Raw genomic sequence first — 22,122 nt, 5'->3', positions numbered from 1 at the left:
CACCGCGCAGGTCAAGCTCGCCCGGCGTCTCCACGATCTTCAATTGACGATCGGATTGTCACCCGGGAGAAGCGGTTCGTCTAGATCTCTGCCGAATTTCGTCAAATATTGCGCTATGTCTGAAAAAAATCGCCAGGTCAGACGTTGACGGGCAGCGGAGCGGCGGACGGGTTCACCCGACGGACGATCTCGTCCAGGACGATGCGTACGTACGGCTCGCCCACCCACAGGTGCTTGGCCCCGTCGACCCCGATGACCTCGGCCTGCGGCACCCGCGCGAACCGCCGCTTGGCCTCCTCGGGCCGCAGGTAGTCGTCGAACTCCGGCACCAGGGCCACCAGCGGCCGGCCGAACCCGGCCCACGCGTCCAGGTCCTCGTCCGTGGCCCGGTGCAGCGGCGGCGAGAGGAGGATGGCGCCCTCGACGAGCGGGTCGCGGGCCCACTTCAGCGTCAGCTCGGTGCCGAACGACCAGCCGACCACCCACACGTGCGGCAGATCGTGGTATTCGGCGTACTCCAGCGCCGCCGCCACGTCGAACCGCTCCCCTTCCCCGCCGTCGAAGGTGCCGGAGGAGGTGCCGCGATCGGAGGAGGTGCCGCGCGTGTTGAAGCGGAGCACGGCCAGGTCGGCCAGGGCGGGCAGGCGGTTGGCGGCCTTCTTGAAGACGTGGCTGTCCATGAACCCGCCGTGCGTCGGCAGCGGGTGGAAGGTGACCAGCGTCGCCACAGGTGGCCGGTCGAGGGGCAGGGCCAGCTCTCCGACCAGGATCTGGCCGTCGGCCGTGTGCAACTCGATCGGCTCTCGCCGGGCGGGCAGCACGGTCGCCGCGCGAATCTCCAACGTCGGTCCCTTCAGAGTGGTCAAATCACGGGGGTCATGTTCGGGGGCGTGTCGCGGGGAGGCTTGCGGCGGGGGGCTTGCCGCGACGGTTTCAGTAGCGGGTGCGGCCGGGGCCGCGATCCAGTCTCTTGCGCCAGCACGCCGGGTGCCAGTGGCGGCGCTCGTCGTCACCGCCGCTCCAGGCCGGCCAGGACACCAGGTGCGGCTGCCCGGCGCGGATCTCCTGGTCGCAGCCGGGGCAACGGTAGATCTTGGTCGAGGTGGAGCCGGTGAGCATGCGTACCTTCCACTCCCCGTCCGGCCATTCCTCGACCCGGTCCACGCCCCCGGGAAGGCCCAGCGGACGGGAGGACTCCCTGCGGCGGGCGCGGCGCGGGCTCACGGCTCGGCCCGCGCCGGCCTCTCCGCGCCTCCCGCCCCCGTCATGCCGAAGCCGGCCACTCCCACCATCTCGAACGCCATGCGTCCAGTTTTCCAGAGCCGGTAGGGTTGGCCGTCATGCGGCTGGTCATCGCGCGATGCAGCGTGGATTACATCGGACGGCTCACGGCTCACCTGCCGATGGCGCCAAGGCTCATTCTCATCAAGGCGGACGGCAGCGTGTCCATCCACGCCGACGATCGCGCCTTCAAGCCGCTCAACTGGATGAACCCGCCGTGCAAGCTCAAGGAAGACGGCGAGACCTGGACCGTCACCCACGGCAAGTCCGGCGAGAAGCTGGTCCTGACGATGGAGGAGATCCTCCACGACTTCAGCCACGAGCTCGGTGTCGACCCCGGCCTGATCAAGGACGGCGTCGAGGCGCACCTGCAGGAGCTGCTCGCCGAGCACATCACGACGCTGGGCCCCGGCTATTCGCTGATCCGCCGCGAGTACATGACGGCGATCGGCCCGGTCGACATCCTCTGCCGTGACGCGCTCGGCGCGACGGTGGCGGTCGAGATCAAGCGCCGCGGCGAGATCGACGGCGTCGAGCAGCTGACCCGCTACCTGGACCTGCTCAACCGCGACCCGCTGCTGACCCCGGTCCGCGGCGTCTTCGCCGCCCAGGAGATCAAGCCCCAGGCCCGCGTGCTGGCCGCCGACCGGGGCATTCACTGCGTCACCCTCGACTACGACACGCTGCGTGGAATCGAACCGGAGAACCCCACGCTCTTCTGATACGCGGACGACGTTCCTGTGTTGACATGTCACGGCTAGACATTCTAGTTTTGACATATCAAGATTGGAGCGTGATATGACGACGCCTTTCTACCTGAGCGGCAACCTCGCCCCCGTCTCCGACGAGACCGAGGCGTACGACCTGCCCGTCTCCGGCGCCCTGCCCGCCGAGCTGACCGGGCGATACTTCCGCAACGGCCCCAACCCGAGGCCGGGCGAGGACCCCGGCCACTGGTTCGCCGGCCACGGGATGCTGCACGGCGTACGGCTCGACCGGGGGCGGGCCGAGTGGTACCGCAACCGGTGGGTACGCACCAAGAAGTTCACCGACAACGCGCCCTTCATCGGCGAGAGCGGCCTCGACAGGGCCGCCGTCTCGGCCAACACCTCCGTGATCAGGCACGCCGACCGCATCTTCGCGCTCGTCGAGAACGGCCTGCCGCACGAGCTGACGCCGGAGCTGGCCACGGTCGGCCCGTACGACTTCGGCGGGCGGCTGGCCACGGCGATGACCGCGCATCCCAAGGAGGACCCGGCCACCGGGGAGCTGCACTTCTTCGGTTACGGATACTTCCCGCCGTTCGTCACCTACCACCGCCTGTCGGCGGACGGCGAGCTGGTGGAGAGCCGGGAGATCGAGGTGCCGAAGTCGACGATGATGCATGACTTCGCCGTCACCGAGCACTACCTGATCTGGCTCGACCTGCCCTTCGTGTTCGAGGCCGGGCGCACGGGCATGCCGTACGCCTGGGACGACGGATACGGCGCGCGGATCGGCGTGACGCCCCGGCAGGGCGGCCCGACCCGCTGGTTCGACGTCGACCCGTGCTACGTCTTCCATGTCGGCAACGCCTGGGAGGACGCGGACGGCCGGATCGTGCTCAACGCCGCCCGCTACGCGCAAGCCGACTTCACCGGGCTGTGGGCGCGCATCGGCAACACCGGGGACCCGGCCAGGCACGCGGCCACGATCGCCACCGCGACGCTGCACCGGTGGACGCTCGACCCGGCGTCCGGCTCGGTCAAGGAGGAGGCGCAGGACGATCGGGGCATCGAGTTCCCCACGTTCAACGACGCCCTGCTCGGCCGGGCCAGTCGCTACCTCTACACGGTGGGCGAGAACTCCCGCTCCATCGTCAAGTACGACCACCGGACCGGCGCGGCCCAGGCGAGGGAGACCGGCGACGACACGGGTGAGGCGGTGTTCGTGGCGGCCGAGGGGGCGCGGGCCGAGGACGAGGGCTGGCTGCTGTCGGTGGTCACCACGGGCGAGAGCTCCGAGCTGCTCGTACTCGACGCCACCGACCTGTCGGACGTGGCGTCGGTCCGGCTGCCCCGGCGGGTTCCGGCCGGCTTCCACGGGACGTGGCTGGCGGACGTCCCACGCTAGTAAGCGATGGCTTACCGGTCTATGGTGACGCCATGACCACGCTGACGTTCGACTCACTGAACCCGGCGACCGGCGAGGTCGTCGGGAGTCACCCCAAGCAGTCCGCCGACGCCGTGCGCGAGGCCGTCGGCCGGGCCGAGCAGGCCGCGACCTGGTGGGCCGGGCTGGCCCCCGCCGAACGCCGGCGCCGCCTGCTCGACTACAAGGCCGTGCTCACCCAGCACCTCAAGGAGCTGGCCGGGCTCGTGCACGACGAGACGGGCAAGCCGGTCGGCGACGCCACGCTGGAGATCGTGCTGGCGATCACGCACCTCGACTGGGCGGCCCGCAACGCGGTCAAGGTCCTGGGGCGGCGCCGCGTCTCGACCGGGATGATCGGTCTCAACCTGGCCGCCACGCTCGAATACCTGCCGCTGGGCGTGGTCGGCGTGATCGGTCCGTGGAACTACCCGGTCTTCACGCCGATGGGCTCGATCGCGTACGCGCTCGCGGCCGGCAACGCGGTCGTGTTCAAGCCCAGCGAGCTCACCCCCGGCGTCGGGGTGCGGCTGGCGGAGCTGTTCGCCGAGTCGGTGCCGGAGCAGCCGGTGTTCCAGACCGTGACCGGGCTCGGGGAGACGGGCGCGCTGCTGGCGAAGGACCCGCGGGTCAAGAAGGTGGCGTTCACCGGCTCGACGGCCACGGCCAAGCGGGTCATGGCGGCCTGCGCCGAGAACCTGACGCCGATCGTGGCCGAGTGCGGCGGCAAGGACGCGTTCATCGTCGACGCCGACGCCGATGTGAAGGCCGCCGCCGACGCCTGCCTGTGGGGAGCGATGTCCAACGCCGGGCAGACGTGCGTGGGTGTCGAGCGGGTGTACGTCGTGGACGCCGTCTATGAAACTTTCATGCGCGAGCTGTCGGCCCGGGTCGCCACGGTCAAGGCGGGCGAGGACTACGGCCCGATCACCATGCCGGGCCAGCTGGACATCATCCGGCGCCACATCGACGACGCCACCAAGTCCGGAAAAGTCGTGACAGGTGGCCCAGACTCGGTGCGCGCGCCGTACGTGGACCCGGTGATCGTCGAGGACGTCCCGGAGGACTCCCCCGCGGTGCGCGAGGAGACGTTCGGCCCGACCATCACCGTACGGCGCACCCGCGACGCGCAGCAGGCGCTGGAGCTGGCCAACGCCTCGGCGTACGGGCTGGCAGGCACCGTATTCTCCGGCAACGCGCGCCGGGCCATGGAACTGGCCCGGCTGATGCGCACCGGGATGACGGCCGTCAACTCGGTCATTTCATTCGCCGGAGTGCCCGCGCTGCCGTTCGGCGGGATCGGCGATTCGGGCTTCGGGCGCATCCACGGAGCCGACGGGTTGCGGGAGTTCGCCAGGCCCAAAGCGATCAGCCGACAGCGGTTCGCCATGCCCGGCATGAACCTGACCTCGTTCAGCAGAGGGCCCGCGGAGCTTGAGCGGCTGATCAGGCTTGTCACGTTCTTGCACGGGCGACGTAAGAGATAAAGTATATGCTCTTTCCCAAAACGGATCATCCGTCCATAATTGTGTGCTCTGGGGGCCACGATCATGTTGGACGGGTGGAATGTGAACCGGTCTTACCGGGGAATGTCGGCTGAGCAAAGGCTGGCAGACAGACGCGAGCGGCTGATGACAGCCGCCTACACGCTATACGCGAAGCCAGGTTTCGCGGCGACGACGATCGAAAGACTGTGCTCGGAGGCCCGGATCTCGAACCGCGCCTTCTACGAATGTTTCGGTGGCCGAGAGGAACTTCTTCAGGCGCTGCACGAGCGATGCGTGGAGGAAAGCCTCGCAGTTGTTGCCAAGGCGTTACAAGAGGCGCCCGCGACCCTGGAGGACAGGGTGCGGGCGGGGATTCGCGCGTATATCGAGTTCGCCACCGCCGACTGGCGTCGCGCTCGCATCATGCACCTGGAGGTGCGCAGGTCGGGCGACGTTCTGACGGCTTCTCGCCAGCGTGCCGTCGACTCCTTCGCCCGTCTTGTCGAAGACGCGGCGGCGGAATTCCCGCAGTCGGGCCAGCCGAATCGACGGCTGGTGGCGCTCGGAGCTATTGGAGCGCTACAAGAGCTGCTCATCGAATGGCTGCTGGCGGAGGAGCCGCCGCCCATCGACGAACTGGTCGGCGTCGCCGTACACATCTTCGGCAGAACCCTCGGTACGTCGTGAGGCCCTGATTACGGATCGTGTTTATTTGGCAATGTGGTATGGCGAATAATCGCCGCGCTAATCAGCATATCTGCCGTTCTTAGAACTACTACCGCCTGTGGGAGTATGGGCCACGAAAAGCGGCGAGCAGCGGCTGATCGCTGCTCGCCCTATATATCGCGACATCCGGCGTACTCCCGTGCACCGCCGGCCACCGCTTCAGGCCACCGCGACCTCCGAAGCCTCCACAGGCAGCACCCGATTCAGCCGGGTCACCGCCAGGATCCGCATGATCCGCGGCGGCACCCCCCGAAGAACGAGGCGGCGTTGCACGCTGATCGCGCGCCGATGCGTGCCCACGAGCACTCCAAGACCGGTGGCGTCGATCATCTCCAGCTTGGAGAGGTCGAGGATCAGGTCTCCCTCGCCGGAGTCGACCGCGTCGTGCAGACGCGTCCGCACCCGCGCCGACGTCCCGGCGTCGAGTCTCGTCCCGATCCGCACCACCTGGGCCCTTGGATCGCCCCGGACGCGCATGCCACCTCCTCAAGTCACGCCACATGTCTCACGCGGCGTAGTCGTACCCTTTCGCAGGGCGCTTGCCGGGGTGGACCCGGCACTTGTCCACTACCCACAGATCGGGAGTGACACAACCGCCCGCAGCAGGAACTCTCCATCGCCCGTGGGACGCGCCGTGACCTTGCCACCGACGCTCGCCAGCCGCTCCCCCATGCCCATCAGGCCACTGCCCAGGTCGGAGACCTGCCGACGGACCACTCCGTCGTTGCGCACCCGCAGCTCCGCCTCCTCGTCGGTGAAGCGGAGCGTGATCTCGCAGAACGACGCCGTGCTGTGCTTGAGCACGTTCGTGGCCGCCTCGCGCACGGCGTAGGCGAACGCGGGCGCCACGCCGCCCGGCGGCTCACGGTAGGGCAACTGCAGCTCGCAGCGGATGCCGGCCGCTTCGAGCACGCCTTTCACGCTGTCCAGCTCGGCGTTCAGGTCGAGCTCGCGGTAGCCGCGCACGGCCTGGCGCAGCTCCCGCAGCGCCGTCCTGGTCAGTGCGTTCACCTCGGTCATCTCCGCCTTCGCGGCGACGGTGTCGGCCTCCGACAGCCGTACGGCCAGCTCGGTCTTGACCGCGATGGCCGAGAGCTGGTGCCCCACGAGATCGTGCAGGTCCCTGGCGAAGCGCAGCCGCTCCTCCGCGATCGCCAGCTGGGTGTGCGCCTCCCTGCCTTCATGAGCTTGTACGGCGAGCGTGTAGATCCACGCCCAGAACCGGTTGCTCGGCGGCAGCAGGGCGCACATCACCGCGTAGAGGACTCCCATGAAGGTGATCGCCCCCCGGTCGTACGGGACCGGGACCGACAGCATGTTCTGTCCGGAAAGGACCGCGATGGCACCCAGTCCGGCGCCGGCCACGAACGTCCCCACCGCCATGCCCACGGCCGTCCACGCGCGGACCCCGATCGTCGCCACGGACGCCCACGCGAGCAGGGCGAAGCCCCACCCGAACGGGTCTCCTCCGCCCAGAGCGGCGGCGAACAAGGCGAGAGCGCCGGCCGCCGCGACCTCTCTTGTGGGATAGCGACGCTCGAGGACGGCGCGGGTGATGCGCAGGAAGAACCAGGTGAAGCCGATGCTGGCGATCAGCGCGGGCACGACGCGCAGCCACGAGGCCGTACCGCCGACGACCGTCATGGCGATGGCGAACCACATCATCACGACTGCCGCGTTCAGCACGCACAGAGAGATCCGCCGTGCCCGCTTGATCGCGTCCATCTATTTCACACGCAACACATCGCCGAGCTTGACCCTGGCCCCGGTACGCAGCACGGCCCGCTCGTACACTTTCGCGCCGAAGGACAGTACGCCGACCACGGCCAGCATCATCAGCACCATGGACAGCCCGACCTCCCAGAACGGCACGTCGGCGGCGGCCATCCGCACGGGCATGACCATCGAGGAGAACGGCGGCACGAGCGAGGCCACCCTGGCCAGCGTGCCGGTGGGGTCGGTGGTGACGTAGAAGGCCCCGAAGTAGGTCACCATGATCAGCATGGTCAGCGGGGTCATCACGTTGCCCACCTCTTCCTGCCGCGAGACCAGGGAGCTGAGCGCGGCCGCGAGCGTGGCGAAGAAGGCGTAGCCGAGCACGAACCAGACCAGCACCCCCGCCACGATGCCCGGCAGGCCGGGCGGGAAGTCCACCGCGATGCCCGAGACGAGCGAGGCCGAGATGCCGACCACGAGGATCGTGCCCAGGTTGATCAGACCGAGCGCGCCCAGACCGATGATCTTACCGGCGAGCAGTTGCCACGGCCGCACCGAGGTGAGCAGGATCTCCACGATCCGGCTGCCCTTCTCCTCCACCACGCCCATGGCGACCATCATGACCTGTCCGATGATCAGCATGAAGAGCACGAGGACGAGCACCACGGCGATCCCGGTCCTGGCGGCCTGGTAACGGGTGTCGGCGCCCACGGAGACCATCTGGAGCGGCGGGATCGACACGCCCGCCGCGCCCAGCTTGAACTCCCGGTTGGTGCTCTGCAGCAGCACGCCGAGCTCGGTGCCGATCTCGCCGTCGGTGAGGACCTTCTTGTTGTCGATCAGCGCCGCGTCCACGTCGCCGGCGAGCACCGCCTTCTTGGCCGCCGCCTCGTCGGGGAACGTCCGCCACTCGAACTCCGCGTCCGGCGCCGCCGCCTTCAGCGGCAGCTCCTGGGAGTGCACGGCGCCGATCTTGTACGAGTCGGGGGTGTCCAGGACCTTCGGCGCGAACGCCACCCCGCCCACCAGCACGGCGGTGATGAGCAGCCCGATCACAAAGGCCTTCGTCCGGATATGGGTGGCGACCTCACGCCGCGCCACCAGCATCACACTGCTCATGCCGCCGTTCATGCCACGGCCTCCTTGAAGATCTCGGTAAGGGTCGGCCGGTCGGTGCCGAAGTGCTCGACCTGCCCGGCCTTCATGGCGCGGCGCAGGATCTCCTGGTCGTCACCGTCGGTGGTGAGCAGCACGTGCCGGTCGCCCGTGACGGTGACGGTGCCGGGCAGGCCGTCGGCCCATCCGGGCGCCGGGTCGCGCACCACGACGCGGAGCGTACCGCTCTCCACCGCCCGCAGGTCGCTGACCGTGCCGCTGGCCACCATCCGGCCGGCCGACACGATGCCGACCGAGTCGCACAGCCGCTCCACCAGCTCCAGCTGATGGCTGGAGAAGATCACCGGTACGCCTCCGCGGCAGCGCTCCTGCAGCACCGTGGCCAGCGCGTCGACCGCGATCGGGTCGAGCCCGGAGAACGGCTCGTCGAGCACCAGCACCTCGGGGTCGTGCACCAGCGCCACGGCGAGCTGCACACGCTGCTGGTTGCCCAGCGACAGCGCCTCGACCGCGTCGCCCCTGCGCTCGGTCAGCCCCAGCCGCTCCAGCAGGTCGCCGGCCGCCGCCCTGGCCGCCGCGGCGTCCATCCCGTGCAGCCGGCCGAAGTACTCCACCTGCTCGGCGACGCGCATCTTCTGGTACAGCCCACGTTCCTCGGGCATGTAGCCGAACCGCCGCCGGTCGGTGTACGCCAGCGGTCTGCTCTGCCAGCTCACCGAGCCCGCGTCGGGCTGCAGCACGCCCATGACGATCCGCATGGTGGTCGTCTTGCCGGCGCCGTTCGCGCCGACGAATCCGAACATCTCGCCCGGCCGTACGACGAAGCTGATCCCGTCGAGGGCCACCTTGCCCTCCGGTGCGTCCGGCCCACCGGCGAAGCGCTTGCGCAGTTCGCTGATCTCGAGCATCAGATCCTCTCCTTCATCATGGATCCATCGTCGCGGGTAGCGATCGGCGCTGGTAGTCGAGGAAATCACCGGCGCGGTATGCGCCCCGCGTCCGTTCCGGGTGACTTTTGTCATTACGCTGGCCCCATGACGCGCGCCGACAAGGACAAGCCGGTCGTCCTCTCCCGCATCTACACCCGCACCGGGGACGACGGCACCACCGCCCTGAGCGACATGAGCCGCGCCGCCAAGACCGACCCGCGCCTGGCGGCCTACGCGGACGTGGAGGAGGCGAACGCGCACCTGGGCCTGGCCATGTCGCACGGCACGCTGCCGGTGGAGCTGACGGCGGTGCTGATCCGCATCCAGAACGAGCTCTTCGACGTGGGCGCCGACCTGGCGACGCCGGTCACCGACAATCCGGAGTTCCCGCCGCTCAGGGTCGAACCGTCCTACATCGAGTGGCTGGAGGCGAGGTGCGATGAGTTCAATGAGCAGCTCAAGCCGCTCCGCAGCTTCATCCTCCCCGGCGGCGACCCGGCCATAGCCGGACTGCACGTGGCGAGGGTCACGGTCCGGCGCGCCGAACGTACGACGTGGGCGGCTCTGCACGCGCACCAGGACATGAACCCGCTGACGGCCCAATACCTCAACCGCCTGTCAGACCTGCTGTTCATCCTGTGCAGGGTCGCGCACGCGGGTGGCGAGATCCTCTGGAAGCCGGGCGGCACCCGCTAGGCGACGTCCAGATACGCGCTCGGCGGCGCCGACTCGAGCCAGGCGAGGAAGCCGGTCAGGGCGTCGGCGCTCATGGCCAGCGACATGTCGCGCGTGGTGCCGGAACAGTCCACCGCGTAGAAACCGCTGTCCAGCTCGCGCCGGGAGGAAACGACGAGGCCCCGCCTCGCGATCGCGTGGCGGGGCCTGAGGCGTACACCTATGAGCGGGATCCAATGGAGCTCTCCGTCGGCGTAGCGGGCTACCCCGCGCTGCCAGCCCTGGTCGCCTACTCGCAGGCGGCAGGGCACACTCCCCCGGGAGCGCGCCAGCACGAGTCCGCGCAACGCCACCAGGACGGCGACCAGTAGCACACAGATGAGAACCGTCGCCACCAAGCCGCCCCCTTGCCCTAAACCCACATCAAAGAACTAGACCTCAAGAACTACACCTCTTCGCCGGCCGCACGCAGCCGGGCCTTGGCGCGCTTGGCCTCGATGGCCGCGTCGGCGTCTTCCTGACTGGCCTCGATCGCGGCCTGTGCCCGTTCGAGAGCGTCACGGGCAGCCGCGACGTCGACCTCGGAACCGAGCTCGGCCACCTCGGCGAGCACGGACACCTCGTCGTCGGCCACGGAGATGAACCCACCGTGCACCGCCGCGACCAGGTCGCCCTTGCCCTCCCGCTTCACGCGCAGCACGCCGCCCTCGACGAGGACGCCGAGCACAGGTGCGTGTTGCGGCATAATACCGATCTCGCCGTCCACGGTCTTGGCAATCACCATGTCGGCCTCGCCCGACCAGATCTCACGCTCGGGCGAGACAACGCCTACTCGTAGCTTGGCCACGTAGGCTCCTTTCCGGACAGGAGTGGGGGCACGGCTCGCGCCATGCCCCCACTACGGGCGTCAGCGCTCGAGTTCCTTGGCCTTGGCGATGGCCTGGTCGATGCCGCCGACCATGAAGAACGCCTGCTCGGGCAGGTGGTCGTACTCACCCGCGCAGAGGCCCTTGAAGGAGGCGATGGTCTCGTCCAGCGGCACGTTCTCGCCGGGCTGACCGGTGAACGCCTCGGCGGCGTACATCGGGTGCGACAGGAACCGCTCGATACGGCGGGCCCGCTGAACGATGACCTTGTCCTCTTCCGACAGCTCGTCGATGCCGAGGATGGCGATGATGTCCTGGAGCTCGCGGTACTTCTGCAGGATCCGCTTGGTCTCCTGGGCCACCGCGTAGTGCTCCTCGCCCACGATCTGCGGGTCGAGGATGCGGGAGCTGGAGTCGAGCGGGTCCACCGCGGGGTAGATGCCCTTCTCCGAGATCGGCCGGGAGAGCACGGTCTGCGCGTCGAGGTGCGCGAACGCGTTGTGCGGCGCCGGGTCGGTGATGTCGTCGGCGGGCACGTAGATCGCCTGCATCGAGGTGATCGAGTGACCGCGCGTCGAGGTGATGCGCTCCTGGAGCACACCCATCTCGTCGGCCAGCGTGGGCTGGTAACCCACCGCCGACGGCATGCGGCCGAGGAGCGTGGACACCTCGGAACCGGCCTGCGTGAAGCGGAAGATGTTGTCGATGAAGAGCAGCACGTCCTGCTTCTGCACGTCGCGGAAATACTCCGCCATCGTCAGAGCCGACAGGGCGACCCGCAGACGGGTGCCCGGCGGCTCGTCCATCTGGCCGAAGACGAGCGCGGTGTCCTTGAGGACGTCCGCCTCCTCCATCTCCAGCCAGAGGTCGTTGCCCTCACGGGTGCGCTCGCCGACACCGGCGAACACCGAGGTGCCACCGAAGTTGCGGGCGACCCGGCGGATCATCTCCTGGATGAGGACGGTCTTGCCCACACCCGCGCCGCCGAACAGGCCGATCTTCCCACCCTGCACGTACGGCATGAGCAGGTCGATGACCTTGATGCCCGTGACGAGCATCTCGGTGCGCGACTCGAGCTGGTCGAACGCCGGCGACGGCCGGTGGATGCCCCACTTCTCGTTGATCTTGAGAGAAGCGGTCGGCACGTCCAGCGCCTCGCCGAGCGTGTTCCACACGTGACCCTTGACGACGTCGCCGACGGGCACCGAGATCGGCACGCCGGTGTCGGTGACGGCCGCACCGCGGACCACACCGTCGGTGGGCTGCATGGAGATGGCCCGGACGATGTTGTCACCGAGGTGCTGGGCGACCTCGAGGGTCAGCAGCTTGGTGTCCTCCCCGAGGGTCACCTCGAGGTTAAGCGCGTTGTAGATGTCGGGCATCGCCTCGACGGGGAACTCCACGTCGACGACGGGCCCTGTGACCCGAGCCACGCGGCCGACACCGGCCGCGGGGGTCTCTACGGTCTCAACAGCCTCTGCAGTCATTTCACTCTTTCCCCGCTGCGGCGTCAGCGAGCGCGTTGGCGCCACCGACGATCTCGCTGATTTCCTGGGTGATCTCGGCCTGACGAGCCTGGTTCATCTGCATGGTGAACACGCGGATCAGCTCGTTGGCGTTGTCCGTGGCGGACTTCATCGCGCGGCGACGCGCGGCCTCCTCTGAAGCCGCCGACTCCAGCAGCGCCGTGAAGATGCGGGACTCCACGTAGCGCGGCAACAGCGACTCGAGCACGTCGGCCGCGGTGGGCTCGAACTCGAAGTAAGGAGGGATCACATCGCTCTCGCTCGCCTCGGTCTCCTCGACCTCCAGCGGCAGGATGCGCTTGACCACGACGTTCTGGGTGAGCATCGAGACGAACTCGGTCGAGACGATGTGGATCTCGTCGATCCCGTTCTCGTCCTTGAACGACTCGATCAGCAGCTCGGCGATCTCCTTGGCGTCGCCGTAGGCGGGCTTCCTGGAGAAGCCGACCCACTGCCCGCCCATCGTCCGGTTACGGAAGGAGTGCCAGGTGACACCCTTACGGCCGGTGACGAACGGGATGGCGTCCAGGCCGCGGCTCTTCAGCAGTCCGCGCAGGGCCTCGGCCTCGCGCAGGACGTTGGCGTTGAAGCCGCCACAGAACCCGCTGTCGCTGGTGACGATGAGCACGCCCGCCTTGGTGGGGTTCTCCTTCGCCACGGTCAGCGGATGGTCGACGCTCGAGGCGTTGCTGACGACGCCGGTGACGGCGCGAGTGATCTCACGCTCGTACGGCAGCGCCGCCTGCATCCGCATCTGCGCCTTCACGATCCGCGAAGAGGCGATGAGCTCCTGGGCACGGGTGATCTTGGCGGTCGACTTGACCGACTTGATCCGCCGTCGCAGCAGCCTTAGCTGGGCACCCATGGGCTACTTCTTCTCCGCCGAGCGGACGACCTTGCGGATCTTCTCCTGGCCGACCTCTCCCTCTTCGAGCGGCGCGACCGGCTCATCCTTAACCAGCAGCTCACCGGAGAAGGTGGTGAAGCCCTTCTTGAACTCCGTGACGGCGTCCTTGAGGGTGGTCACCGTGTCGTCCAGCAGATCCTTGGTCTCACGGATGCTGTCGAAGACGCTCTTGTGGCTGGTCTGCAGGTAGTCGAGGAACTCCGTCTCGAAGCGCCGGATGTCCTCGACCGGCACCTCGTCGAGCTCGCCGGTGGTGCCCGCCCAGACGGACACGACCTCGCGCTCGACCGAGAACGGCGAGTATTGGGCCTGCTTGAGCAGCTCGGTCAGTCGCTGACCGCGCTCCAGCTGAGCCTTGGACGCCGCGTCGAGGTCGGACGCGAAGGCCGCGAAGGCCTCCAGGTCGCGATACTGCGACAGCGACAGCCGCAGCGTGCCCGCGACCTTCCGCATCGCCTTGATCTGCGCCGAGCCACCGACTCGCGAGACCGAGACACCGACGTTGATGGCGGGGCGGATACCGGCGTTGAAGTAGTCGGTCTCCAGGAAGCACTGCCCGTCGGTGATGGAGATGACGTTGGTCGGGATGAACGCCGAGACGTCGTTGCCCTTGGTCTCGATGATCGGCAGGCCGGTCATCGACCCCGCGCCCATGTCGTCGGAGAGCTTGGCGCAGCGCTCCAGCAGGCGGGAGTGAAGGTAGAAGACGTCGCCCGGGAAGGCCTCACGGCCCGGCGGGCGGCGCAGCAGCAGCGAGACCGCGCGGTAGGCGTCGGCCTGCTTGGTCAGGTCGTCGAAGACGATGAGAACGTGCTTGCCCTGGTACATCCAGTGCTGCCCGATGGCGGAACCGGTGTAGGGCGAAATGTACTTGTAGCCCGCGGGGTCGGACGCCGGAGCGGCGACGATCGTGGTGTACTCGAGCGCGCCCGCCTCCTCAAGGCGAGCCCGCACCTGGGCGATCGTCGAGCCCTTCTGGCCGACCGCGACGTAGACGCAGCGCACCTGCTTCTCCGGGTCACCGGAGGCCCAGTTGTCGCGCTGGTTGATGATGGTGTCCACGGCGATCGCGGTCTTGCCGGTGCCACGGTCACCGATGATCAGCTGACGCTGGCCACGGCCGATCGGCGTCATGGCGTCGATCGCCTTGATGCCGGTCTGCAGCGGCTGCTTCACCGGCTGACGCTGGACGACCGACGGCGCCTGGAGCTCGAGGGCGCGCAGGCCCTCGGACTCGATGGCGCCCTTGCCGTCGAGCGGGTTGCCGAGGGGGTCGACAACGCGGCCGAGGAAGTTGTCGCCGACGGGCACGGACAGGACCTCGCCCGTCCGGCGGACCGTCTGGCCCTCCTCGATGCTGCTGAAGTCGCCCAGGACCACGACACCGATCTCGCGGGTGTCGAGGTTGAGTGCCAGGCCGCGCGTGCCGTCCTCGAACTCGAGCAGCTCGTTCGCCATCGCCGAGGGAAGGCCGGAGACATGGGCGATGCCGTCGCCACAGTCGACGACGGTCCCGATCTCCTCGCGCGCGGCGCCTTCCGGTTCGTACGCCTGGACGAAGCGCTCAAGCGCGTCCCGGATCTCGTCCGGCCGGATCGTAAGCTCCGCCATCTCTTCTCTGTCTCCTCTATCGCCCTAGCCGGCCAACCGGCGGCGGACTTCTTCGATTCGTCCCACAATGGTGGTGTCGATGATCTCGTCGCCGATGCGGACCGAGAAACCACCGAGCACTCGGGGATCCACTTCGACGTTGATGTGCACATCGCGACCGTAGGAGGTGCGCAGCCACGTGGTGATGCGCTGCTTCTGCTCCTCGGTCAGCTCGACCGCACTGCGCACCGTCGCCACGAGGCGCTGGCGCTGCTGTGCCACCAGCCGGCCGAGCTCCTCCAGACCTGCCTCCAGGCTACGCCCACGAGGATGCACGACCAATTGCGTGATGAGACGCAGGCTGGTGGGGGCGACACGGCTACCGAGCAGGTCCTGCAGCAGTTGCCGCTTGCCCTCCTCGGCAGCGCTCTGGTCGGTCAGGGCGCGGCGGAGCTCGGGGTTGGCGGCGACGATCCGGCCGAAGCGGAAGAGCTCGTCCTCCACGTCGTCCAGCTTGCCCTGCGCCTCGGCCTCCGCGGCCGCGGCGATGACGCCGAGCCGTTCGAGCACGTCGGCCAGGTCACCGGCGCGCGACCACTTGGCCTCGACCGCCGCCTCAGCGGTGGCGATCGCGGCCTCGGCGACCTTGCCGTCGAGCAGACCCCGGACAACCTGAGCCTTCTGAGCGGCGGGCCTGGCCGGGTCCGACAGGGCCCGGCGCAGTCCGTGCTCACGGTCCAGCAGATCGGCGATCGAGTTGAGGTCCTCGGCCAGCCGGCCCAGGTCCGCCGAGCCCGCCGCAGCGTTGAACCGCTCCTCGACCACGGCGAGAGAGTTCTTGCTGAGGCCTCTCATGTGGTCGCTCACCGCACCGCCTGCGCGTCCGAGCTCTCCAACTCGTCGAGGAACCGGTCGACAACGCGACTCTGCCGGGCCTCGTCCTCCAGGGACTCGCCGACGATGCGGCTGGCCAGGTCGGTCGACAGACGGCCGATCTCGGTACGGAGCTGAGCGAAGGCCGCCTGCCGGTCCGCCTCGATCTGCGCGTGCGCCGCCTCGACGAGGCGGCGGGCCTCGGCCTGCGCGTCCTCGCGGAGCTCTGCCCTGATCTGCGCGGCCTGCTCGCGAGCTTCCTCACGGAGACGAGCCGCTTCGTGCCTGGCCTCGGCCAGTTGGTCGCGGTACTGCTTCTGCAGGTTCAGTGCCTCGGCCTGAGCTTCTTCCGCTCTCTTTATGCCGCCTTCGATAGCGTCAGTCCGCTCGGCCAGCGTCTTCTGGATCCGGGGGACGAGCAGCTTACCGACGAAGAAGAGGACGACGAAGAACGAGAAGATACCGACGACGAGCTCGAATGTGTGCGGGATGAGGGGGTTGGACCCCTCCTCCGCGGCGATGAGCGTAGCTGCCGTGATCATGGATGCAGCCTTTCGTCAGGGATTCTTCTGGCCGTCAGATGTTCTGGAAGATGAACGGCGCGACCAGACCGAGCAGGGCGAGGGCCTCGGTGAGGACGAAGCCGAGGAGCATGTTCTGGCGGATCAGGCCGTAGGCCTCGGGCTGGCGCGCGATGGCCTGCACGCCCTGACCGAAGATGATGCCGACGCCGATGCCGGGGCCGATGGCGGCGAGACCGTAACCGATGGCGGTGACGTTGCCGGAGACCTCAGCGAGAACGCTCATTGCTGTATTCCTTTACTGGACGGCCGGTGAAGCGTGTCTTCACCGGTCATGGATATTCCGGTATGGGATGGTTCTCAGTGCTCTGCGTGAAGCGCGCCGCCGATGTACATCGACGCCAGCATGGCGAACAGGAACGCCTGCAGGAACTGGATGAACATCTCGAAGGCGGTGAAGATGATGGTCATGACCACGCCGATGACACCCACGGACGCGCCGAGCGGGGTCAGCTTCTCGAACAGGAACCAGAAGCCCACCATGCTGAAGAACGCGAGCAGCATGTGGCCGGCGAACATGTTGGCGAACAGTCGGACCGCGTGCGTGAACGGCGCGATGATCATGTTCGACAGGAACTCGATCGGGGCCAGCAGGATGTAGATCGCCTTGGGCAGTCCCGGCGGGAACATCATGTTCTTGAAGTAGCCGATCGGACCCTGGTGCTTGACGCCCAGGTAGACCTTGAGCACGTAGATCGAGATCGCGAGCACGGCCGGGAAGGCGATGTGCGAGGCCACCGGGAACTGCAGCAACGGGATGACGCCCATGATGTTCCACAGGAACACCACGAAGAACAGCGTCAGCAGCAGGCCCATCCACCGGTCGGCGTCCTTGCCCAGGAAGGGCCGGGCGACCTGGTCGCGGACGAACATGTAGCCGTATTCGGCGACGTTCTGGACTCCCCGTGGCACGATCTTCGGGTTGGCGAAGGCCGCCCAGCAGAACCCGATCACGACGACCGAGGTGAGGAGCGCGAGAAGAACCGGCTTCGTGAACCAGTCCACCCCGGGAATAATGGGGGCAAAATTGAACAGTTCATCAGGCGACGGAGCCTTGAACTGATCGTCGGCGAGGACCGTCAGCGCACTCACGCGGCGTTCCCTTCAACGTCGTAGCGGATCACAAGGGTTTCCTCAGCGAAGTGGTCGCGCCGTGCGGCTAGCGACCGTACTTGCGGTAGACCAGGTACACGGACAGCACGATCCCCAGGACGACACCTATAGGGAAGAACGCGGACGTGTCGAGCCAACGGTCCAGCAACCAGCCGCCACCGCCATAGATCGCCATCCCGGCGAGCAGGTAGCTGGGGATCGACCAAGCGGCGTTGGCGAAGTCCTGACCGTCGTCTTCCGGTCGGCGTTCCTGTTCGCTCATCGCGGGGCCGACGATAGCAGGCCAGTAGAGGACTAGTCATATCGGACCCCATCCCTTTACCAGCCTCATGCGCCACCGTTCCCGGGGACCTTGGCTTCGGGGTCGACATAAAGCATTTTTGTCTTCATGAACGCCCGCACCTCGGCGGCCGTCCAGACGAGCGTCCCTACCACGACGGACCAGGCGAAAGCCTTGGAGTTCCACGCCGTGGTGTCGCCGAAGGCCGCCAGCATCACCATGATGACGACGACTTTGACGAGATAGCTCACCATCGCGGCGATAGCCATGAGCTGTGGGGAGATTCGGGCGGCATAGGAGACCGCTACCACGCTGATACTGAAGAAAACACCGACGAGCAGAGTGCCGATGGCCGCGCCCAGCGCGCCCTTCGCTCCCGCCAGGAGCAGGGCCACGACCACGGCGACCACCCCAACCACAAGGGTGGGGATCGCGGCACTCTTGAGTACGCGCACGTCGTTGGCCTGCATCGGTGCTCCAGTAAGCATGTTATCAAGCGAGCGTTTGCTACCCCCAAAGCCGGTGCATCGGGGGCCCCTGCTCGTGAAAGATATCACAAGCTCACGGAAGACCGCTTTTACCTGCCGTTTCTAGTTCGCGATCATGAACGACCCGGAACGGCAGGAATGACCGGTTTTCCTGCGGCGCTAGCGCGTTCCTGCGACGGGCCGGCAGGCGGCGGGACCTGCCGCCCGACCTCGGTCTGCGGCAGGATCGGCGGCATGGGGCCGGTGGGCGGGCCGTCGTCGTCGGACTTGCCGCGGGAGTGGAGGCCGCCCCTGCCCCGCCAGCGCGGCGCGGCCATCAGCACCAGCACGCCCAGCGCGAGCAGGATGACCACCGGGAACAGCAGGATGGGCACGCCGATGGTGGACAGCGCGACGATGCCGAACGCGAACAGGAACGTCCACGCGTACATGATCAGCACGGTGCGGCGGTGGGAGTGGCCGATGTCGAGCAGGCGGTGGTGCAGGTGGCCGCGGTCGGGCGCGAACGGTGACATGCCGTGTGAGGTGCGCCGCACGACGGCGGTTATCAGGTCGATGAGCGGGAGCACCAGCACCGCGGCGGGCACGAGCAGCGGCAGCAGCACCGGCACCCGGTTCATGCCTTCGATGACCGAGGGGTCGACCGGCGTCACGGTGACGATCGAGGAGGCGAGCACGAGCCCGATGAGCATCGCCCCGGTGTCACCCATGAAGATCTTCGCGGGGTGGAAGTTGTGCGGCAGGAAGCCCAGGCAGCAGCCGATGAGGATGGCGGCGATGGCCGCCGTGGTCGCGATGCGCTCGCCGCTGATGCTCTGCTTGAGGAAGATCGAGTAGGCCCACGTGGCCATGCCCGCGATGCAGACGATGCCCGCCGCCAAGCCGTCGAGACCGTCGACGAAGTTGACCGCGTTGATGGCCACCACCACGACCAGGATCGTGATGATGGTGCTCAGCGTGTAGTCGAGGCTGGTGGAGCCACCCCAGTCCTTCGGCAGCGGGATGTAGGTGAGGCGGAGGCCGAACCAGACGAGCACGCCGGCGGCCGCGATCTGGCCGGCCAGCTTGATGAAGGCGTCCATGCCCCACCAGTCGTCGAGGAACCCCGTCAACGTGATGAGGCCGCCCGCGATGATCAACGCCATCACCGGACTGCCTTCGGCGTCGTGCAGCACCTTGCCGGTGTTGGTCAGCTCGCTGGCCACCAGCAGCCCGACGACCAGCCCGCCGTACATGGCCAGACCGCCCAGTCTCGGCGTCGGCGTGGTGTGCACGTCGCGGTCGCGGACCTCGGGCACGGCCCCGATGCGGATGGCGAAGCGGCGCACCAGCGGGACGAGCAGATACGTCACCGCTGCCGCAATGAGCGCCATGAACAGGTATTCGCGCACGGACCTAGTTTCCTGGATGCTCCGACCGACTGTGACCGGAAATCGACACACACCAGCTTAATATTCGCTCTTAATATTCGCTGTCATACGGTTGGAAGGCCGCCAACAGAGCCGACACCCGCTCCCTGACCTCGGCCGCGGCACCCGGATGGCGCACGGCCCGCACGACCAGGGTCCCCACTTCCTTCAATTCCTGGGGCCCCATGCCCTGTGTGGTGAGGCACGGGGTGCCGACGCGTATCCCCGACGTCACGGCCGGAGGCTCCGGATCATACGGGATCACGTTGCGGTTCAGCGTGATCCCCGCCGCGGCGCACCGTCGCTCCGCCTCGGCGCCCGATACACCCAGTTCGCGCAGGTCAATGAGCATCAGATGCGTGTCCGTACCGTCCGACACCGGCCGCATCCCCTCGGCCGCCAGCGAGTCGCACAGGACTTGCGCGTTGGCGACCACCTGCTTGGCGTACTCGCCGAACTCGGGCCGCAGCGCCTCGCCGAACGCCACCGCCTTGGCGGCCACGGCGTGCATGAGCGGACCGCTCTGGATGAACGGGTACACCGCCCGGTCGATCCGCGCGGCGAGCTCCGCCGTGCACAGGATCCCGCCCCCGCGCGGTCCGCGCAGTGCCTTGTGCGTCGTGTACGTGACCACGTCCGCGTACGGCACGGCGGACGGGATGGCGCCACCCGCCATCAGCCCGATCGGGTGCGCCACGTCGGCGAGCAGCCAGGCGCCCACCTCGTCCGAGATGCCGCGGAAGACGGCGAAGTCGATCAGCCGGGCGTAGGAGGTGGCCCCGCAGACGATCACCTTCGGCCGGTGCCGCACCGCCAGGTCCCGGACCTCGTCGTAGTCGATGAGTTCGGTGTCACGTCGCACGCCGTACGACACGACGTCGAACCATCTTCCGGAGAAGTTCACCTTCGAGCCGTGAGTGAGGTGACCGCCGTGCAAGAGATCCATGGCCAGCATGGTGTCGCCGGGCTGCAGCAGCGCCGCGTACGCCGCCAGGTTCGCCGAGGCCCCCGAGTGGGGCTGCACGTTGGCGTGATCGGCGCCGAACAACCGGCGCGCCCGCTCGATCGCCAGCCGCTCCGCCCGGTCCACGACCTCGCAGCCGCCGTAGTAGCGACTGCCCGGGTAGCCTTCGGCGTACTTGTTGGTGAGGGTGGAGCCCAGGGCAGCCAGAACCGCTGGGGAGGCGAGGTTCTCACTCGCGATCAGCTGGAGACCACCGCGGACCCGGTCCAGCTCGTCGAGCAGCACTTGAGCCAGCTCGGGATCTTGCCGCTGGAGCTGGCCGAAGTCGGGGCCATAGTAGGGCGGTACACCCATTGCTCCACTGTACGGCTATTTGTCCGTTTTTCCCATCTTCCTCGGGTCTCTCGAGCTTTCAGGCGCGCGTCCGCGAGGCGGGAGACCCGTACGTCTCGTACGCTCCGTCACCGTTCGCCGCCGTCCGTCCCTGCCATCCTTCGCTGTCATCACGCGCTGGCGCCCTTCGCTGGCGGCCCGTGCTGGCGTCCGTCCCTGGTGTCACGCGCTGGCGCCCGTTCCTGGCCGCCCTCGCTGGCGGACGTCAGGAGAACGCGTGGGGGGCGCCGATCGCGCTGGGCACCCAGCGCGGCGTGTCGGCGGCCTGCTCACTGATCGACGTCAGCACAGCCTGGCGGTACAGGGCGAGCCTGGACCGCCACGCCCCGATGTCCTCGACGTAGCGCGTCCCCACAGGCGCGTCCCAGGTCTGGGGGCTCCTAGCCAGCTGGTACGCCTTGTCAAGGGCCGTTGTGAGGCCCTCCAGCAGGGGTAGGACGGTCTGCCAGGCGGTGACCAGGCGCTGGTACTCGGGATTGAACTCCCAGGCCCTTGGCTGGGCTTCCAGGGGGTTTCCGTTGCCGTTGAGAGGCGGGTTCTCGCCCGGTTGACGGGGTTGAGGGGCGGGCGGGTCCACGTACATCACACGCTCCTCTCGCGGGCCCCCGGCTCGATCGTGCCAGGTGGCCCATCAGGCTGGATGTCTCTGAGCGCCCATTGACCCTCGCCGTACTCACCCGGCGGGACCTCCACACCCGGCATGTCGAGCGGCTGAACGTCACGGTGGTGTTGGACCAGGGCTCTGAGCGCGTCGGAGTCCATGGACCTGGCCTCAACGGAGACGACGTCACGACCATCACCGCCCCACGCAGCGGCATCAACCCCGGCCGCCGCGTAGACAGTCGAAGCGTGGGTCGGCCGGGCGGAGGTGTCGGCAACCGGGGCCGTCGCGGCATCGGTGGCAGGCGGCGTGACCGCCCCACTCTGGTCCACCGACGGCTGAGTGGGCCCCACCACCACCGGCTCACCCACGGTGGGCGCCGAGGCGTCCGCAGCCCGCTGCCCAGATGGCTCGGTCGGGGTGACGTGACCCGTTCCGTTGTCGGGAACCTGCTGTATCGGCGGATCCGTC

General features: G+C 68.0%; 26 protein-coding genes. 5 read left to right on the top strand and 21 right to left on the bottom strand.

Annotated elements, in window-relative coordinates:
• Window positions 1-137 precede the first annotated feature (137 nt).
• Both AB0B91_RS07560 and AB0B91_RS07555 read right to left on the bottom strand, forming a co-directional pair.
• The gene (locus AB0B91_RS07560; protein WP_358317135.1) at window positions 138-842 is read right to left on the bottom strand and encodes an alpha/beta fold hydrolase; all 705 of its coding nucleotides are present in this window, start codon (window positions 840-842) and stop codon (window positions 138-140) included.
• A 91-nt stretch (window positions 843-933) separates the two neighbouring features.
• Complete coding sequence (locus AB0B91_RS07555) at window positions 934-1,224, bottom strand: ATP/GTP-binding protein (protein ID WP_358317133.1); 291 nt, start codon at window positions 1,222-1,224, stop codon at window positions 934-936.
• Window positions 1,225-1,340: 116 nt separating this feature from the next.
• Here AB0B91_RS07555 and nucS point away from each other — a divergent pair, with 116 nt between their 5' ends.
• The 4 genes from nucS to AB0B91_RS07535 all read left to right on the top strand — a co-directional run bounded on the left by nucS (window position 1,341) and on the right by AB0B91_RS07535 (window position 5,585).
• The gene (gene nucS / locus AB0B91_RS07550; RefSeq protein WP_358317131.1) at window positions 1,341-2,003 is read left to right on the top strand and encodes an endonuclease NucS; all 663 of its coding nucleotides are present in this window, start codon (window positions 1,341-1,343) and stop codon (window positions 2,001-2,003) included.
• A gap of 76 nt (window positions 2,004-2,079) precedes the next feature.
• On the top strand, window positions 2,080-3,393 hold the full coding sequence (locus AB0B91_RS07545) for a carotenoid oxygenase family protein (RefSeq protein ID WP_358317129.1): 1,314 nt from the start codon (window positions 2,080-2,082) through the stop codon (window positions 3,391-3,393).
• Between the two features lie 32 nt (window positions 3,394-3,425).
• Entirely contained in the window at window positions 3,426-4,898 is a 1,473-nt protein-coding gene (locus AB0B91_RS07540; RefSeq protein WP_358317127.1) for an aldehyde dehydrogenase family protein, read from the top strand.
• A 144-nt stretch (window positions 4,899-5,042) separates the two neighbouring features.
• Window positions 5,043-5,585 carry a TetR/AcrR family transcriptional regulator gene (locus AB0B91_RS07535; protein WP_358317125.1) on the top strand — a complete coding sequence of 181 codons (543 nt, stop codon included), beginning with the start codon at window positions 5,043-5,045 and terminating at the stop codon, window positions 5,583-5,585.
• Window positions 5,586-5,783: 198 nt separating this feature from the next.
• Here the strand turns inward: AB0B91_RS07535 and AB0B91_RS07530 are convergent, their stop codons facing one another.
• From AB0B91_RS07530 to AB0B91_RS07515, 4 genes are all read right to left on the bottom strand, one after another.
• The gene (locus AB0B91_RS07530) at window positions 5,784-6,101 is read right to left on the bottom strand and encodes an STAS domain-containing protein (RefSeq protein WP_358317123.1); all 318 of its coding nucleotides are present in this window, start codon (window positions 6,099-6,101) and stop codon (window positions 5,784-5,786) included.
• A 90-nt stretch (window positions 6,102-6,191) separates the two neighbouring features.
• Window positions 6,192-7,349, bottom strand: coding sequence for a histidine kinase (locus tag AB0B91_RS07525; RefSeq protein ID WP_358317121.1), 1,158 nt, complete (start codon window positions 7,347-7,349; stop codon window positions 6,192-6,194).
• Entirely contained in the window at window positions 7,350-8,471 is a 1,122-nt protein-coding gene (locus AB0B91_RS07520; RefSeq protein ID WP_358317119.1) for an ABC transporter permease, read from the bottom strand. It abuts the gene before it with no gap.
• Window positions 8,468-9,364 carry an ATP-binding cassette domain-containing protein gene (locus AB0B91_RS07515; RefSeq protein WP_358317117.1) on the bottom strand — a complete coding sequence of 299 codons (897 nt, stop codon included), beginning with the start codon at window positions 9,362-9,364 and terminating at the stop codon, window positions 8,468-8,470. The genes AB0B91_RS07520 and AB0B91_RS07515 overlap by 4 nt, the downstream gene beginning before the upstream one ends.
• Window positions 9,365-9,490: 126 nt before the next feature.
• Between AB0B91_RS07515 and AB0B91_RS07510 the strand changes: the two genes are divergently transcribed.
• Entirely contained in the window at window positions 9,491-10,081 is a 591-nt protein-coding gene (locus AB0B91_RS07510; RefSeq protein ID WP_358317115.1) for a cob(I)yrinic acid a,c-diamide adenosyltransferase, read from the top strand.
• On the opposite strand, the gene AB0B91_RS07505 is transcribed toward AB0B91_RS07510, so the two are convergent.
• The 15 genes from AB0B91_RS07505 to AB0B91_RS07435 form a co-directional block, all read right to left on the bottom strand.
• Window positions 10,078-10,455 carry a DUF2550 domain-containing protein gene (locus AB0B91_RS07505; protein ID WP_358317113.1) on the bottom strand — a complete coding sequence of 126 codons (378 nt, stop codon included), beginning with the start codon at window positions 10,453-10,455 and terminating at the stop codon, window positions 10,078-10,080. The genes AB0B91_RS07510 and AB0B91_RS07505 overlap by 4 nt on opposite strands.
• A gap of 50 nt (window positions 10,456-10,505) precedes the next feature.
• Window positions 10,506-10,907, bottom strand: coding sequence for a F0F1 ATP synthase subunit epsilon (locus tag AB0B91_RS07500; RefSeq protein ID WP_219526789.1), 402 nt, complete (start codon window positions 10,905-10,907; stop codon window positions 10,506-10,508).
• A gap of 60 nt (window positions 10,908-10,967) precedes the next feature.
• Window positions 10,968-12,413 carry a F0F1 ATP synthase subunit beta gene (gene atpD / locus AB0B91_RS07495; RefSeq protein ID WP_214641696.1) on the bottom strand — a complete coding sequence of 482 codons (1,446 nt, stop codon included), beginning with the start codon at window positions 12,411-12,413 and terminating at the stop codon, window positions 10,968-10,970.
• Between the two features lies 1 nt (window position 12,414).
• Entirely contained in the window at window positions 12,415-13,317 is a 903-nt protein-coding gene (locus tag AB0B91_RS07490) for a F0F1 ATP synthase subunit gamma (RefSeq protein WP_214641697.1), read from the bottom strand.
• 3 nt (window positions 13,318-13,320) lie between these two features.
• On the bottom strand, window positions 13,321-14,970 hold the full coding sequence (gene atpA / locus AB0B91_RS07485) for a F0F1 ATP synthase subunit alpha (RefSeq protein ID WP_358317110.1): 1,650 nt from the start codon (window positions 14,968-14,970) through the stop codon (window positions 13,321-13,323).
• Window positions 14,971-14,994: 24 nt separating this feature from the next.
• Window positions 14,995-15,804, bottom strand: a complete 810-nt coding sequence (locus tag AB0B91_RS07480) for a F0F1 ATP synthase subunit delta (protein WP_358317108.1) — start codon at window positions 15,802-15,804, stop codon at window positions 14,995-14,997.
• An 8-nt stretch (window positions 15,805-15,812) separates the two neighbouring features.
• A complete protein-coding gene (locus AB0B91_RS07475; protein ID WP_358317106.1) occupies window positions 15,813-16,364 on the bottom strand; it encodes a F0F1 ATP synthase subunit B in 552 nt (183 codons plus the stop codon).
• Window positions 16,365-16,398: 34 nt separating this feature from the next.
• Window positions 16,399-16,629 (bottom strand): ATP synthase F0 subunit C, encoded by a 231-nt coding sequence (gene atpE, locus AB0B91_RS07470; protein ID WP_225290366.1) that lies wholly within the window; start codon window positions 16,627-16,629, stop codon window positions 16,399-16,401.
• A 74-nt stretch (window positions 16,630-16,703) separates the two neighbouring features.
• Window positions 16,704-17,408: a F0F1 ATP synthase subunit A gene (gene atpB / locus AB0B91_RS07465; RefSeq protein ID WP_358317104.1), complete on the bottom strand. Its 705-nt coding sequence runs from the start codon at window positions 17,406-17,408 to the stop codon at window positions 16,704-16,706.
• Window positions 17,409-17,562: 154 nt separating this feature from the next.
• Window positions 17,563-17,778 carry an AtpZ/AtpI family protein gene (locus AB0B91_RS07460; RefSeq protein ID WP_214641702.1) on the bottom strand — a complete coding sequence of 72 codons (216 nt, stop codon included), beginning with the start codon at window positions 17,776-17,778 and terminating at the stop codon, window positions 17,563-17,565.
• A gap of 65 nt (window positions 17,779-17,843) precedes the next feature.
• Window positions 17,844-18,266 carry a hypothetical protein gene (locus AB0B91_RS07455; protein ID WP_358317102.1) on the bottom strand — a complete coding sequence of 141 codons (423 nt, stop codon included), beginning with the start codon at window positions 18,264-18,266 and terminating at the stop codon, window positions 17,844-17,846.
• 131 nt (window positions 18,267-18,397) lie between these two features.
• Complete coding sequence (locus AB0B91_RS07450) at window positions 18,398-19,675, bottom strand: undecaprenyl/decaprenyl-phosphate alpha-N-acetylglucosaminyl 1-phosphate transferase (RefSeq protein WP_358317100.1); 1,278 nt, start codon at window positions 19,673-19,675, stop codon at window positions 18,398-18,400.
• A 70-nt stretch (window positions 19,676-19,745) separates the two neighbouring features.
• On the bottom strand, window positions 19,746-21,011 hold the full coding sequence (glyA, locus tag AB0B91_RS07445; RefSeq protein WP_358317098.1) for a serine hydroxymethyltransferase: 1,266 nt from the start codon (window positions 21,009-21,011) through the stop codon (window positions 19,746-19,748).
• A gap of 244 nt (window positions 21,012-21,255) precedes the next feature.
• Window positions 21,256-21,633: a hypothetical protein gene (locus tag AB0B91_RS07440; protein ID WP_358317096.1), complete on the bottom strand. Its 378-nt coding sequence runs from the start codon at window positions 21,631-21,633 to the stop codon at window positions 21,256-21,258.
• A partial coding sequence (locus AB0B91_RS07435) for a hypothetical protein (RefSeq protein WP_358317094.1) occupies window positions 21,633-22,122 on the bottom strand: 490 nt, incomplete at its 5' end. The genes AB0B91_RS07440 and AB0B91_RS07435, both read right to left, overlap by 1 nt.

This window comes from Nonomuraea sp. NPDC049141 (assembly GCF_040648415.1).
Taxonomy (GTDB): Bacteria; Actinomycetota; Actinomycetes; order Streptosporangiales; family Streptosporangiaceae; genus Nonomuraea.
The sequence above is the reverse complement of the archived record's forward strand: the minus strand, read 5'-3'. Positions and strand labels throughout refer to the sequence as shown.